The 14883-nt window shown below is 36.9% G+C and carries 17 protein-coding genes; 11 read left to right on the top strand and 6 right to left on the bottom strand.

The window, feature by feature from the left end; translation table 11 throughout:
- Nucleotides 1-11: 11 nt before the first annotated feature.
- Nucleotides 12-1271 (bottom strand): TolC family protein, encoded by a 1260-nt coding sequence (locus tag G466_RS0113495; RefSeq protein ID WP_026814151.1) that lies wholly within the window; start codon nucleotides 1269-1271, stop codon nucleotides 12-14.
- A 208-nt stretch (nucleotides 1272-1479) separates the two neighbouring features.
- Complete coding sequence (locus G466_RS0113490; protein ID WP_026814150.1) at nucleotides 1480-2091, bottom strand: TetR/AcrR family transcriptional regulator; 612 nt, start codon at nucleotides 2089-2091, stop codon at nucleotides 1480-1482.
- 256 nt (nucleotides 2092-2347) lie between these two features.
- Between G466_RS0113490 and atpD the strand changes: the two genes are divergently transcribed.
- The 9 genes from atpD (at nucleotide 2348) to G466_RS0113445 (ending at nucleotide 9250) form a co-directional block, all read left to right on the top strand.
- Nucleotides 2348-3763: a F0F1 ATP synthase subunit beta gene (gene atpD / locus G466_RS0113485; RefSeq protein WP_026814149.1), complete on the top strand. Its 1416-nt coding sequence runs from the start codon at nucleotides 2348-2350 to the stop codon at nucleotides 3761-3763.
- Nucleotides 3764-3766: 3 nt separating this feature from the next.
- Nucleotides 3767-4165 carry a F0F1 ATP synthase subunit epsilon gene (locus tag G466_RS0113480; protein WP_229797212.1) on the top strand — a complete coding sequence of 133 codons (399 nt, stop codon included), beginning with the start codon at nucleotides 3767-3769 and terminating at the stop codon, nucleotides 4163-4165.
- Between the two features lies 1 nt (nucleotide 4166).
- Entirely contained in the window at nucleotides 4167-4490 is a 324-nt protein-coding gene (locus tag G466_RS0113475) for an AtpZ/AtpI family protein (RefSeq protein ID WP_026814147.1), read from the top strand.
- On the top strand, nucleotides 4483-4797 hold the full coding sequence (locus G466_RS0113470) for an ATP synthase subunit I (protein WP_026814146.1): 315 nt from the start codon (nucleotides 4483-4485) through the stop codon (nucleotides 4795-4797). Before G466_RS0113475 ends, G466_RS0113470 begins: the two co-directional genes overlap by 8 nt.
- Entirely contained in the window at nucleotides 4787-5497 is a 711-nt protein-coding gene (locus G466_RS0113465) for a F0F1 ATP synthase subunit A (protein ID WP_026814145.1), read from the top strand. The genes G466_RS0113470 and G466_RS0113465 overlap by 11 nt, the downstream gene beginning before the upstream one ends.
- A 107-nt stretch (nucleotides 5498-5604) precedes the next feature.
- A complete protein-coding gene (locus G466_RS0113460; RefSeq protein WP_026814144.1) occupies nucleotides 5605-5871 on the top strand; it encodes a F0F1 ATP synthase subunit C in 267 nt (88 codons plus the stop codon).
- Between the two features lie 200 nt (nucleotides 5872-6071).
- The gene (locus tag G466_RS0113455; protein WP_026814143.1) at nucleotides 6072-6836 is read left to right on the top strand and encodes a F0F1 ATP synthase subunit delta; all 765 of its coding nucleotides are present in this window, start codon (nucleotides 6072-6074) and stop codon (nucleotides 6834-6836) included.
- On the top strand, nucleotides 6823-8376 hold the full coding sequence (locus G466_RS0113450; protein ID WP_026814142.1) for an alternate F1F0 ATPase, F1 subunit alpha: 1554 nt from the start codon (nucleotides 6823-6825) through the stop codon (nucleotides 8374-8376). The genes G466_RS0113455 and G466_RS0113450 overlap by 14 nt, the downstream gene beginning before the upstream one ends.
- Complete coding sequence (locus G466_RS0113445; RefSeq protein WP_026814141.1) at nucleotides 8369-9250, top strand: F0F1 ATP synthase subunit gamma; 882 nt, start codon at nucleotides 8369-8371, stop codon at nucleotides 9248-9250. The genes G466_RS0113450 and G466_RS0113445 overlap by 8 nt, the downstream gene beginning before the upstream one ends.
- Nucleotides 9251-9462: 212 nt before the next feature.
- Here the strand turns inward: G466_RS0113445 and G466_RS0113440 are convergent, their stop codons facing one another.
- Together G466_RS0113440 and G466_RS0113435 are read right to left on the bottom strand one after the other, a co-directional pair.
- A complete protein-coding gene (locus G466_RS0113440; protein ID WP_026814140.1) occupies nucleotides 9463-9915 on the bottom strand; it encodes a pyridoxamine 5'-phosphate oxidase family protein in 453 nt (150 codons plus the stop codon).
- A 30-nt stretch (nucleotides 9916-9945) separates the two neighbouring features.
- Nucleotides 9946-10800: a universal stress protein gene (locus G466_RS0113435; protein WP_026814139.1), complete on the bottom strand. Its 855-nt coding sequence runs from the start codon at nucleotides 10798-10800 to the stop codon at nucleotides 9946-9948.
- Between the two features lie 547 nt (nucleotides 10801-11347).
- On the opposite strand from G466_RS0113435, the gene G466_RS0113430 reads away from it, so the two are divergent.
- On the top strand, nucleotides 11348-11734 hold the full coding sequence (locus G466_RS0113430; protein WP_026814138.1) for a DUF302 domain-containing protein: 387 nt from the start codon (nucleotides 11348-11350) through the stop codon (nucleotides 11732-11734).
- Nucleotides 11735-11844: 110 nt separating this feature from the next.
- On the opposite strand, the gene G466_RS0113425 is transcribed toward G466_RS0113430, so the two are convergent.
- A complete protein-coding gene (locus G466_RS0113425; protein ID WP_026814137.1) occupies nucleotides 11845-12174 on the bottom strand; it encodes an ArsR/SmtB family transcription factor in 330 nt (109 codons plus the stop codon).
- A gap of 288 nt (nucleotides 12175-12462) precedes the next feature.
- Here G466_RS0113425 and cls point away from each other — a divergent pair, with 288 nt between their 5' ends.
- Nucleotides 12463-13869: a cardiolipin synthase gene (gene cls / locus G466_RS0113415; RefSeq protein ID WP_026814136.1), complete on the top strand. Its 1407-nt coding sequence runs from the start codon at nucleotides 12463-12465 to the stop codon at nucleotides 13867-13869.
- On the opposite strand, the gene G466_RS0113410 is transcribed toward cls, so the two are convergent.
- Entirely contained in the window at nucleotides 13864-14871 is a 1008-nt protein-coding gene (locus G466_RS0113410; protein WP_026814135.1) for a 2-hydroxyacid dehydrogenase, read from the bottom strand. The genes cls and G466_RS0113410 overlap by 6 nt on opposite strands.
- Nucleotides 14872-14883 lie beyond the last annotated feature (12 nt).

The following is a 14883-nucleotide window of genomic DNA, read 5'->3' as shown; positions in this document are numbered from 1 at the left end:
CAGTATCTTGATTATAAATTTCCTATAACTAGCTTATAATTAACTCTTGCTAAGCTTAGCTGCGTTATATGTATTTCCTGGGTGATTTTTGCTTCGTATAGATTGTTTAATTCGGTAATATATGCTGAAGAAGGTATAGATCCATTCTTAAATTGTGAGGTCGTAGCATTTAAAACCTGCTCTCGCAATTGGATGATCTCATCATCTGTTCGTAGCATTTCTTCAAACTTGGCTATATCGCTTTTGGCTTCCTCTAATTCAATAGAATTATTCACTACAAAAGTTTCTTTCTCGGTAGTAAGGATTTCCTTTGAAATCGCTATTATTTGTTTCTTTTCTTTCGATTTTCCCCAATCCAAAACATTCCATTTCATTTTCACTCCTAGCATATAGAAGTCTTGAAAAGAGTTGTCTAGCATATTTAAGCCTGGATTTCCATATCCCACTTGTCCAAATCCAATTAATTGAGGGGAATTGGATTTGGAGATGACCTCTTTTGTGATTTCTAATTGACTTTGTTGTAAATCGAAAAGTTTCAGTTCGGGTCGCTCGGAATTAGTTTCAGATAAAATGTCGGTACTAGGTCTTTGAAGAATAGTGTTATTGTCCATATCCTTGGAGACTAAGGCTGATAGACTTGCCAACGCTTTTTTACGATCATAATTTAATTCAGAAAATTGTTGTTCCAATTTTAGGCTTTCTGCTCGTAAGGCTTGTTGTGCAGAAGCTAGTATTGCACCGTGTTTTACGCCGGCTTCAATTTCCTTTAGTCTTGTCTCTACTTCCTGCATTTTTGAAGTCAGGAGTTTGGCTTGTTCCTGATAGAAAAGCACTCGGAAGTAACTCTGATTAATACGTGTTCGTAAAGCATAAAGAGTGACTTCTACTTGCTGTTGTTTCGTTTGTAGTTCTGCTTCCTTTAGATTGATATTCGCATCAACACTTCCACCATGATAAATAAGTTGATTGGCATCTAAGGTAGCACGGTACTGATCTTGGTTGGGAGATGCTATACTAATATTTGGTAGTGCGATTGGGAAATGGATTACGTCTGATTGGTAGGTTGCCTGGGCATTCAAATCTAATTTTGGTAATCGCTCCTTATTAATTACACCTACCTCCATTCTGGACCTTGCCTCTAACAGAACACTCTGTTTGGCTAGAGGATATGTTTTTTCCGCGAGCTCATAACAAGCTTCTAACGTTAATACCTGCTGTGAAAAAGCAGAGAGAGAAGCAAAGATGAATAGGAGTAATAGATGACTTTTCATATGGACATATTTGTTGTTTTTTAACGGTCATACCTGCCCGACTGCGTAATTATGGCGGATGCGATTCGCAGGTCTACATTTGTGTTTGCCCGCCAGAATGCATCTTTCGGGCTGGCGACGAGTTTTCGGTCATGCTCATTTCATAATAGTATCGTTTAATCCCTTTCAGGTGTTCCTTGTGCTATTGTTGTATTATTCATAAATAGTACTACTTCTTTATGGATGCAATAATGAATTCGGCAACAGCTGTTTTTCTTTCCTCCATTAATTCCTTAAATCCGTTATCTTCTATATGTAAAAGGCCTTTTATGAGTGGAGATGCCACAAAAGGGAATACATTGAGGGAAAGAATATGAATAAATAGCTGTTTCCCATCTATAGGTTTTAGAATGCCTTGCTCCACCTCGTAGGCTACTTGATTTTCAAATTTCTCTAAACTAGGGAATGCGGCATTTTTCCGTAGTGTTTCAAAAAAAATCGGATTTCGGTTCAATTCCTGAATTATGAAATTGGGTAAATAGGGGTGCTTCATAATAAAGGAAATATAATTATGGGTAAAACTTCTCACTTTTTCCTCTATGCTGGAGTCGTCCTTTAAAACTTTGTTGAGCTCTGGAGCAAGGAGTGAGAAAGCATTATGAAACACCGCCTCAAATAGCATTTGTTTACTTCTATAATAATAATGGAGCATGGCTTTATTTATGCCCGCCTTATTCGCAATCTCCTGCATCCGTGCGCCATCCATGCCTTTTTTCTGAAACACTTCTTTGGCCGACTCCAAAATTAGCGCTTCAGTATCTTGATTTTTTGGCTTTTTCATTTTATTAACTTCTCAGTTTAACTATTAGGTTTAACCATATGGTTAACAAATCTACAAATTATATTTTAGATTTAGAGTAATTTTTAATTATTAAGGTTTTAAGGCATTGATATTTAATTAATTGTGTTTCGTTCTGGTTGCCTAAACTGTTGTACTTATTATTTTACTATTCTTCTCCTCACATGATATTGGTCATTCTTAGTTGATTCCTGTGTTCCTATATTTACTCTTTTAAAATTTATACAAGTATTGGTTTATGGTAGATGTTTTAAAGAATGTTGATGATGCTCCCTTAGCTGGAAAAATTATTGCGGTTCGCGGTAGTGTTGTGGATGTTTATTTTGATTCAAATCTCCCTCCAATCAATACCGTTGTGAAATCAGGGAAAAGTCTAGAGATTATTTTAGAGGTGCACATGCAGCTTAACAATAAAAAAGTACGATGCATTGCTATGAATCCTACACAGGGTCTAGAAAGAGGAATGAAAGCTATAGCTACCTATGCCCCTTTAACAGTACCTGTGGGGAAGGAAACTCTAGGCCATATTTTTGATGTTTTTGGCAACACACTTGACAATTACATTCTACCAGAAAATATGGAAAGACGCAGCATTCACAATTCACCCCCTCGATTGACAGAGCGTTCTACTACCTCTGAAGTTTTTGAAACTGGTATAAAGGCCATAGATGTGCTTCTGCCTTTAGAACGGGGAGGTAAAGCAGGACTATTTGGTGGGGCTGGAGTGGGGAAAACAGTTTTGCTTACCGAACTAATTCACAATATGGTTAAAAACCATAATGGGGTTAGTATGTTTTGCGGTATTGGGGAGCGTAGTAGAGAAGGATTGGAACTTTATCATGATATGAAGGATGCAGGAGTACTTTCTGAAATGGTAATGATATTCGGACAAATGAACGAACTACCAGGAGCGCGTTTTCGTGTTGGCCATGCAGCATTAACAATGGCAGAATATTTCCGTGATGATGAGCATAAAGACGTGTTATTGTTGATAGACAATGTTTTTAGGTTTATACAAGCTGGAATGGAGGTGTCTGGATTGTTGGGCCAGATGCCTTCTAGACTTGGGTATCAGCCAACAATGAGCACCGAATTATCTCAGTTGCAGGAGCGTATCGCCAATACTAAAGCTGGGGCTATTACATCAATACAGGCGGTTTATGTACCTGCAGACGATTTAACAGATCCAGCAGCTGTACATACGTTTTCACATTTGTCTGCTACAATTACACTGTCTAGGAAAAGAGCTAGTGAGGGCATGTATCCAGCAATAGACCTTTTAAATTCTGGATCTAAGATGGCGGCGCCTAATGTTATAGGAGAAAGACACTATACTATTGCGCAAAATATTCGCCAAACCTTAGCTCATTATGAGGAGCTGAAAGATATTATAGCCATGTTGGGGTTAGAACAACTTTCCCTTGAAGATCAGCGTACGGTGAATCGTTCTCGTAGATTAGAGCGATTTCTTACTCAACCATTCTATACTACAGAACAGTTTACACAGTATAAAGGGAAGAATGTAAGTCTTAAGGATGCACTGGATGGATGTGAACGAATTTTAAATGATGAATTTATGGATTATCCAGAAAGTGATTTTTATATGATAGGATCAATTGATGAAATTAAAGAGAGAACAGTAGTTAAATCTTAAACGATGGAGACAACAATGCATTTAAAAATTCTGTTGCCCTATAAAGTATTTGCAGATATTAAAAACGTTAAAAAAATTGTAGTTGAAACAACAGCGGGAGCATACGGAATTTTACCTCGAAGATTGGATTGTACAGCAGCATTAGTGCCAGGTATCTTAATGTACCAAACGGAGTCTGAAGGGATAAAATACGTTGCCTTGGACAATGGGATATTAATTAAGGCAGGAAGTGAAGTGTCAGTATCCGTTAGGAATGCAATGGGAGATGCACCGCTTGGAAAACTACGTAATTTGGTAGAACAGGAAATGATGCAACTGGATGAATTAGAAATAAACGCCCGAAGCGTAATGGCTAAATTGGAAACTGGATTTATGCGAAGTTTTCAGAAATTAAGAAAATAAAGTGGCGAAAAATAACAGACCTAAGAACAAGTCTCTCAGCAATATAGTGGGAGATAAGGAAGAAAGAAAATTACAGGCTCAGCGTAGCAATAAAAGCGTATGGGCAGGCCTGGGGCTCTTCGGCTTAGTTGGTTGGTCAATTGCGGTTCCTACTATACTAGGAGCAGCCTTTGGTATATGGCTCGATAAAAATTTTGATCAAGATTTTTCTTGGACCCTTAGCTTGTTGCTTATGGGCTTAATACTAGGTTGTTTAATCGCTTGGAACTGGGTTAGAAAAGAAGATAAGGAAATACATAACACGAATAAAGATGGAAATGAATGACGTTATAATCGTAATTCCAGCATTATTTGCAGGGATCGTACTTGGAGTTGTTTTTTTTGGTGGACTTTGGTATACTGTAAGGGTTGGACTACGTTCTTCAAAAGCAGGATTAATATTTACGGGCAGCTTAATTTTAAGGATGTTAATTATACTTCTAGGCTTTTACTATATAGGTGCTAACAGTTGGCAAAAGATGTTAGCATGCCTAGTTGGCTTTTTAATAGCTAGAGTAGTAATTACCCGATATACCCACAAACAGAAGAGTTTGGAAACTCCAATTATAAATCAAATGAGCGATGAGACTTAGTCCCGATGAAATGATTTTTTGGGAGTACGGGTTTGTAAAGTTAAACCTTACCATTGTTACCACATGGGCACTAATGTTGCTCATGGTACTCGGGGCATGGGCCATTACTCGCGGTTTAAAATCGAATATCAAAACCACACGGTGGCAAAGTGTTTTAGAAATGTTGATCATAATGATCAGGGATCAAATTAAAGAAGTAGGTCTAAAAGACCCTGAAAAGTATATAGGTTTTATTGGAACGTTATTTCTATTTATTGCAACATCAAACCTTTTGTCTATTATTCCTTGGTATGAACCCCCCACAGGTTCTCTTTCAACAACAGTAGCGTTGGCCATTAGTGTGTTTATTGCCGTACCTGTTTTTGGAATTGCCGAAGGCGGATTAAAGGGATATCTTAAATCGTATTTGCAACCTAACTTTATAATGCTGCCTTTTAATATTATTAGCGAAATTTCACGGACATTAGCACTGGCGGTAAGGTTATTTGGAAATATTATGAGTGGTGGTTTAATTGTTTCTGTATTGCTTTCCATTGCGCCGTTTTTCTTTCCCATAATAATGAGTGCTTTAGGGCTTTTAACCGGAATGATACAGGCATATATATTCGCTATCCTAGCAGGGGTATATATAACGGCTGCTACCCAAGATGCAAAGGTGAAAAAAGTGCAAGCCAACGCACCTAGGTCCGGTAACAATTGAGTATGATGAATTATAACCGACTATATAGTGCTAAATGTAAAATATTTTACCCTAGAAATTAAATCAGATAAGATTCAGTAATTAAAAATTAAATAAACAGTAAAATTATGGATAATACAACGATTATAGCAATGGCATCAATTATTACGGCAGGCTTTACAACCGCTATAGGAAGTATGATGCCTGCAATAGGGGAAGGAAGAGCAGTTTCCAAAGCATTAGAGTCCATAGCCCAACAACCAGATGCTGCACCAACAATTACTAGGACACTCTTTGTGGGATTGGCTATGATTGAATCAACAGCTATTTATTGTTTTGTACTCTCAATGATACTCATTTTTGCAAATCCTTTTTGGAATCACTTTCTAGGATAAGACTGGAGTTACTTCAGTATTAGAAGTATAACGCTCTCTGGGATTTTAGAAAGAATTTTATGACGTAGGACTATCTATTTTAATTTTCAAAACGAGGGAGAGGTAAATAGATGTATGAAATAATTATAATGAGAATAAGTGGAAATTGGATATAATTTTAAGCAATACTATGTCCTAAACAGTATATAAATAAAATAAAAATGAATATAAATTGGTTTACGGTAATAGCACAGATAATCAATTTTTTAGTTCTTGTTTGGTTGTTAAAAAGGTTTTTATATAAGCCTGTATTAACAGCTATTGATGAGCGAGATAAAAAGATTGCTTCCCAACTTGAAAATGCCGCGGCAAAAAAAGCCGAGGCAGAAAAAGAATACGACAAGTTTTTACAAAAAAATGACATATTCGACAAAGAGCGTGCAGCACAAATGAATAGCGTATATGAAGAAGCAGATTTGGAAAAACAGCGCCTGTACCATGGAATAAGAGAGGAGGCTACCGCTTTGCGAAAAAAATATGAGGCGTCCCTTAAACAACGAGAAAAGGACCTAACTGTTAAGCTTAAACGCAGAACTAAAGAAGAGGTTTTTGCAATCACAGAGAAAACACTAGCCGATCTAGCCGATACGAAGTTAGACCAGCAAGTTGTAAAAGTATTTATAAATAAAATTGAGAATTTGGATAAGGATAACTTATCAAAACTTAAAAATGCGTTTAATAATAATGAGATAATAAACGTTACCAGTGCATTTGAACTTTCACCTATCTCCAAATCTGTCCTTCAAAAAACCCTTAAGGATATAACTGGTCTAGAAACAGATTTTCAGTATAGCATAGATCCAGAATTGATTAGTGGTGTAGAAATTAATACAAAAAGTTACCAGCTGTCTTGGAATATTGAAGCATATCTAGAGGTTTTAAAGAACAATAGCATTACCAAAGATAATGATAATGAATCAGCTTAATTTAAATAAAATATTAGATGATACCTTCACTGAAATAAGGGATAAACGAGAGAATTATAAACCCGGCCCTCAGCTTCAGGAGATGGGAACGGTTAAGAACGTTTCTGCGGGAATTGCTACAGTTTCTGGGTTACCTGGTACAGGCTTTGAAGAGTTGCTTCAATTTTCAAATGATATTTATGGTATTGCTTTTAATTTGGATGAAGATGATATTGGTGTTGTGCTCTTAGGTGAGGACGACCAAATACAAGCCGGGGACAAAGTGACAAGAACCCATAGAGTGGCAGACATACCTGTTGGTAAAGGTCTTATAGGACGTATTATTAATCCCTTAGGAAACCCTATTGATGATAAAGGCCCAATATCTTATGATGAATACTACCCAATAGAACGACCTGCACCACCTATAATGAGTAGAGAGGCGGTAAATGTTCCTTTGCAAACTGGCTTAAAAGTGATAGATGCGATTATCCCTATTGGACGTGGGCAACGCGAACTTATAATGGGTGATCGTCAAACAGGAAAAACATCTATAGCAATTGATACTATTCTTAACCAGCATGATAAGGATGTGCTATGTATATATTGCGCCATAGGGCAGCGTACCGCAGCCGTTGCTAAAGTTGTATCAGAACTTTCTGAAAAAGGCGCTTTGGAGTATAGCATTGTGGTAGTTTCTGAAGGCAACAGCTCTCCAGGCCTTCAATATATTACTCCTTATGCGGCCACAAGTATCGCAGAATATTTCATGGAACAGGGACAAGATGTGTTGATTGTTTATGACGATCTTACCAATCACGCTAGGGCATATCGAGAACTTTCACTTCTATTGCGTAGGCCGCCAGGTAGAGAAGCATTCCCTGGGGATATTTTTTATATCCATTCGCGCTTACTTGAAAGAGCTACCCACTTAAATGATAATCATGGCGGGGGGTCGTTAACTGCCCTTCCCATAGTAGAGACTGAAGCGCAAGATATCTCTGCGTATATTCCTACTAACCTAATCTCTATTACGGACGGACAAATTTACTTGTCACCCAAGCTTTTTGAATTAGGATTGCTTCCTGCTGTAGATATCGGAAAGTCTGTTTCACGAGTAGGAGGTAAGGCCCAGTTGAGGGCCTATAGAAAAATTGCTGGAAATTTAAAATTGGCCTATGCTCAATCGGAGGAATTGGAAACATTCTCAAGATTCGGAACCCGCCTAGATGAGGATACCCAAAAAATTATTGAGCATGGAAAAAGGATTCGTCTGCTTTTTAAACAGCCTGAAATGCAGCCCGTTTCCGTGACAGAGCAAATTCTTGTTCTTGTAGCACTCACTAAAGGTCTTTTTGATGCAGTTCCTCTTAATCGCATTACAGAGGCCGAAGACTTGGTAAGAAAAAAAGCGACTCAATTATCTAGCGATTTATTACGACGTATTATCTCCTCTGAACCTTTAAGTGCAACAGATGAAGAAACTATTTTAGCTATGGCAAATGAGGCCCTTGGTAGTCTAGTAAGGGATACGCAAATTAAAACTAATAACGGTGAGTGATACATTAATAAGCATTCAGAGAAGAAAAAAAAGTGCAGGAGACCTTGCATCGGTCGTACGTACCATGAAAGCCATGGCAACTTCCAATATTACTCAATATGAAATGGCGGTTCAATCGCTACAAGAGTATTATCGTACCATTTCCCTAGGTTTACATACAGCTTTAAAACGCGAAAAACTTTCCGTTGCGGCCACTAAGGAGAATAACAACGAGCAGTTAACTGTAGCAGTTGTTTTTGGGTCCGATCAAGGACTTGTGGGTAGATTTAATGAAACTATAGCTGCTTTAGCTCAAGATACATTAAAAGACTTAAAAGGGGAGGTAGAAATATGGGCCGTCGGTGAACGGGCCTATTTCTTGCTTGTAGATGAAGGGTATACGCCTAAGCGACTATTTAATGTTCCTAATTCCGTATCTGCCATTACACCACTGGTAAACCACATTTTAATCTTAAGTGAAGAATACCGCAAAAAAAATAACTCATATCACTTTTATATATTACACAACAAGCCCTTGCCAATGGTGGGGTACCAGCAAGAGTGTCAACAACTTTATCCGCCAGAGGAAGAGTGGAATAGAGATATATATAAGATAAAATGGCCTTCAAAAAATCTACCAGAGTTAATAGGTGATGAAGAAAGTACGTTAAGAACGCTCATAAGCGAATACTTATTTGTTTCTCTTTATAAAGCTTGTGCAGAATCGCTCTCGGCCGAGAATGCAAGTAGGTTAGAGGCTATGCAGCGAGCGGAAAAGAATATTGATGAAGTATTAGGTGAGTTAAATCTAAGGTATAACCGACTTAGACAAAGTACCATAGATGAGGAGTTGTTTGATGTGATCGCGGGATTTGAAGCATTAAAAAAGAAGTAAACTATAAAATTGTGCTATTTTCATGCTACAAGCCATTCTAAATTCGTTTTATAGTAAATGGGTCTTTACGTATTATTCCTTAAGTTCAACTGTCCTTGCGGTATTTATTATCACGAATAAAGTTTTTTTGCTTAATAGTGCCTCTAAATTCTAATATTTCTATCATAAAGTATTTAAGCATTGACTGTGAAGATAAAATTGTTATATACGCCTTACGCCTCCCGTTTCCTTCCAGTTATCTCTTGGATTTTTATCTTATAAACAATTGGAGTGCCCCTACCATAGGACTTGCTAGAAAATTCATTAATAAAGTTAACTTCCTTATTCTCCGTTCTTTGGATAATACTCTTAACTCCTTCAAAAAAATCATGCAATTTTTGCCTGGCATAACTACCCTCCAATTCTTCGAACTCCCCTTGAATTAAGGCCGACTTCCAGTTTACTAACGACTGAATCTGTTCGGTCACCATGGAAACCGATGGATTTTTTCGCATGGCATCTATTTTGTGACCTTCGCCTGTATAACTTATTATACTATTATCCGAAGGATCAAAATAAAACGTTATGGGAACTACAAAAGGCTTTCCTTGCGATATATAGGATAAGTGCCCATTATAATTGTTTCTAAGTATACCCGTGCTTTCACTTATAGTTAATTCTGCCATGGCTTTAAGTTTTAATGATTACCGTAAGTACTATTTACCACTTTTATTTGGGAGTACCAAAAAGGGTACATCAGAATACATGCTTACATCTTTAATAACAGGTTCACGTGTTAATCGTTCAAATAGGCTCCGTCTATTATGTACCATAGAAAACAGATCTATTTTATATTTATCCAAAGATGAGTCAATAGTCTTGGCTTTGTCACTAAATTCATAAATCTCATGAAAGGAATGTTCTATTCCGTTAAAACAAGTACGCAAGGTTTCCTTATTAGTTTCCTGTATATCACTCAGAACTTTATTTTCATTGATGTGCATAATTTTAATTGTAGCGTCTGTTATAGCAATTAGATCTAATAATGGGGAAATTGTCTCTGCCTGGCACCCTGTTCTAAAATCGGTTACAAAAGCAATCTCTTTTGGAGATATATAATCCATTTCACCTGGGATGGCCAGTACGGGGCAGGTAGTCATCTCATTTACAACTTTAATAGTATTACTACCAAAGAAAAGTTCTCCAGCTTGAGTTTGTCCCTTGTTTCCCATTACAACCAAATCAATTTCTTTTTTATCAATTAGTTTGAGGATTCTTCTCCCTAAATCACCCTTTTTGGAAATGGTCTTAAATTGATGATTGGGATTCCCAGTGTCCAAAACAATTCTATAAGATGTCCGTGCTAAGCCTTCCTCGGATGCTGCTTTCAATTGCTTCATCACCTTTTTACCACCAAAACCAGGTAATTTTTCACCTTCTAAAAGGGAAAGCTCATTGTAGGTGTTCAATAAATAAAAAGTACATGGCTGTGACTTAAGTAATTGGCTTGCATAAAATAGAGCACAATATGCATTATTAGAAAAATCGGTGGCAACAAGTATGTTCTTCATTTATATATAGTATTAAATATCATTTTTGCTCGACTACCTAATTCTCCAATACGGATACAACATGTGAAATACGTAGCTAAGTCAATTATCATAAGGCAGACCAATAAAGCTTCGAATGGAAATTAACGTTACCATTTTGTAACTAGGATCGAATCATGTAAGCCGCACTTAATAAGTAAATACATCACCTCTACACTTGATTTTACTTTATAGAACAGGATGATTTCAAAATTACGAGCTAATACTGTTGATTAATATGATTTTGGTCAGCTTAAGGAAGTAATGATACAAATTGATTTGGATCAATTTTTTTAAATTGAGTTATTTTAAATCAAAAAATCGTAATTTAATAGAAGCGTTGAATTTAAAAGAGCATGAGCCAGTAAGGAGAAATATAAATCAGATTTACTCCTGATAAAGATCATTTCAGATGTTTGGTTTAAGCCATAACTTTACTTTTTAAACTAGCATCTAAAAGTTGGCGATTATGAAAAATTACATTTTAATAAAAGGAAATACATATAACTAAATAATTAAATAAGATCAGATGAAATATCATATCAGTAAAACAGTAACAGGCAATTTTGATGAAGTGGTTAACAAGGTAAAAGAAGAATTAAAAAAAGAAGGCTTTGGTGTGTTGACCGAAATCGACATTAAAAATACTTTAAAAAACAAATTGGATGTTGACTTTAGAAAATATACCATTCTAGGAGCATGTAATCCAGGATATGCCCATAACGCACTTTTGGCAGAAGATAAAGTGGGTACTATGCTGCCCTGTAATGTTATTGTTCAAGAGAAAGGCGAGGGCAAGATAGAAGTGGCCGCCGTAAACCCAAAAGCATCTATGATGGCAATTGATAACGATAGTTTAAAGGAATTGGCTACTGATGTAACCCAAAAATTAGAAAAAGTGGTGGCAGGAGTATAGCCGTTAACTGTAGTAAGGAGAATAAAAGTATTGCTGAGGAGGTGTACAACAAGACAAGCCCAAAAGTTGTACACGGTTGTTGTATTTTCTAAAGAGTTTCTTACAAAATTTTAGCAGCAAGTATTTTTTGTAACGTCCTGATCTAAAAACTGTAAAACAATCTCCTTCATTTTGGTCCAGTTATCAGTATCTATACAATAGCAAACGCTAGTACCTTCTACGTTGCCTTTAATGAGACCTAGATTTTTAAGCTCCTTTAAATGTTGTGAAATGGTGGGCTGTGCGAGTCCTATTTCGTTTACTAAATCCCCACAAACACAAGAGTCAATTTTAAATAGGTGCTGTAAGATTGCAACTCTTGCAGGATGTCCAAGGACTTTAGCAAATGAGGCAATGGTATTTTGCTCTTCTGTAAATATTTCAGTTTTAGTGACTCCCATTTTATATAAATTGATTGTAATATTACGATAAAGATATCCTATCAGCAAAATTATTTTTATACCTAGTTAAAAATAAGATGATTAGAGTTTCTGCTAATTGGACTAGAAAATGGTTGAAATTGTTAGCTATCCCAATCTTGTAAAGATTCCCTTATAGATTCGTTACCCCAGGATCTCAAATTTATACGGACTGCCCAATGCGCAAAGGCTTTTGTAAAACTGACCAAAATCATGATAATTGTTAGCATTGGTCCTTAAATTGAAGTACACCGATTAAATACGGGTACTATGTGGTATATAATTCTGGTTTCACTTTACTTTCTATTTGCTGCTGCTATTGTAATTGCGGTACTACTACATGGGGTAAGACCGTCTAAATCCTTAGCCTGGCTATTGGCCATATTTACTGTTCCCGTAGGTGGTATTTTATTGTATTTGTTATTGGGAAGAAATAGGAGGAAGAACAAGTTACTCAAATTAAAAAAAAAAGCGTTTTTAAATTTACCGAAACCAACAGCCTCCCATATGTCCACCCTTGATGGGGAGTATGGAAAATTAATGAAATTGGTTTATAAAAACTCCTTTTTCCCACCTACGAAATATAATGGGATTCATCTTCTAAAAGATGGGAAAACTACTTTCGAGGCTATCTTTAAGGCATTGGGCAATGCCCAAAAACAAATACACCTACAATATTATATTTTTGAAGACGGGGAGCTTGCAGAACGTTTATTGTTGCTTTTTAAAGAGAAAATTTCCCATGGGGTTCAAATACGGATGATTTATGATGGAATAGGGAGTTTTTCATTGCGTAAGGCCTACCTAAAACAATTACTGGCCGTGGGGGTAGAGGTGTATCCTTTTCTTCCTTTTAAGTTGGGACGCTTTCTATCTTCCCTCAATTATAGGAACCATCGAAAAATAATTGTAGTAGATGGAAAAATTGCCTTTACAGGAGGGATAAATATTTCCGATAAATATCTTAAAGGAGACCCGGCTTTGGGCAATTGGCACGAAATGCATATTGAAATAGAAGGGGAAGCAGCAAGTCACCTGAATACTATTTTTGAGATGGATTGGTATTTGGTCAGCCAAATAATATTAGACCCCTTGGTAGTAGCACAAACCACCTTTATACAAGGGCATGATTCCTTGGTGCAGATTGTTTCTGGTGGACCCGATGACGATTTCCCCTCTTTAGAACAGGCCTGCTTTACCATTATCAATAAAGCAACGGACTACCTATATATTACCAATCCGTATATAATTCCTGGGCAAGCAATTATGCAGGCGTTACAGACTACGGCACGGAGTGGGGTAGATGTACGTCTTATGGTTTCAGAAAAGGTAGATAGCAAGATAGTGGGGTGGTGCGTGCGCTCTTATTTTGAATCGATGCTTAAGTCAGGTATAAAAATCTATCTCTTTCCAGAGGGTTTCCTCCATAGCAAGATAATTGTTAGTGACGATTCGGTTTCTACCATAGGGACAGCCAATTTGGATGATCGTAGTTTTGAACAAAACTATGAGGTAAATGCGATTATTTATGATAGGGAATTTGCAAAGCTGCTCCGTAACGATTTTCTTAAAGATGCCAATATTAGCACAATGCTTTCCTATCAAGAATATGTGGGAAGACCCTGGATTGAAAAATTAAAAGAAGGTTTTGGAAAAGTCTTTAGTCCGTTGTTATAATGTATTTATCTGCCATCCCAATTCATTTTTACAAGCTATTCCCTCAGCCCAGCAGTCTAAATTATAAAAAGTAGATTCTGCAATGTTGGTAAGTGCTTCCCTTGTTATAAAACCTTGATGCGGAGTAAGAAGTACATTAGAAAAGGAAAGAAGCTTTTTCAGTTGCTCATCCTTAATGCCAGTTTTGGAGTTGTCCCTAAAGAAGGTTCCTTTTTCATTTTCGCACACGTCAGTGCCATAGGCCCCAATTAAATGGTTCCCTAAGGCCTTTAGCAAGGCAGTGGTATCTACCACTGCGCCTCTGGCCGTATTGATCAGAATGACATTGTTTTTCATGATCTTGAAAGCAGAATTACCAATTAAGTAGTGCGTTTCTTGTGTTAGAGGCACATGAAGACTAATTATATCTGATTTTGAATAAAGTTCTTCCAAACCTGCATATCGTGCCCCGTATTTAGAAACCAAGTCTAAATTAGGTTTTATATCATGGGTTAAAATATGGCAACCAAATCCGTGCATAATCCTTGCCATAACAGCTCCAACATTCCCAGTACCAATGATACCCACCGTTTTTCCATTAAGGTCAAAGCCCAATAAGTCATTTTGAATAAAGTTGTAGTTTTTGGCCCTTAAATTTGCCAAGATAACTTTTCTATTTAGCGTTAACAGCAAAGAAGTAGCATGTTCCGCAATAGCATAGGGCGAATAGTTAGGTACATTGGCAACTTTAAACCCAAAGCGTTTTGCAGTGTGGATTTGTATGTTGTTATGACCCGTAGCGCGAAGGGTGATATTGCGTACCCCCAAATCCCATAGTTTCTCTAATACTACGAGGGAGGGGTCGTCCCCAGAAAATATGGAAATGGTATTGTAACCAACAGCCTTAATTGCGGTATGGGTATCTAAGGCTTCCTTATAAAAAGAAACCTTGTACTTTCCTTTATTGGCTTTTTCCAAAAATGGGATTTCAAATTCTTTGGCGCTATAGACTAGTAATTTCATTTAGCATGTTTT

This window comes from Arenibacter certesii DSM 19833 (assembly GCF_000429545.1).
Lineage (GTDB): Bacteria > Bacteroidota > Bacteroidia > Flavobacteriales > Flavobacteriaceae > Arenibacter > Arenibacter certesii.
The sequence above is the reverse complement of the archived record's forward strand: the minus strand, read 5'-3'. Positions and strand labels throughout refer to the sequence as shown.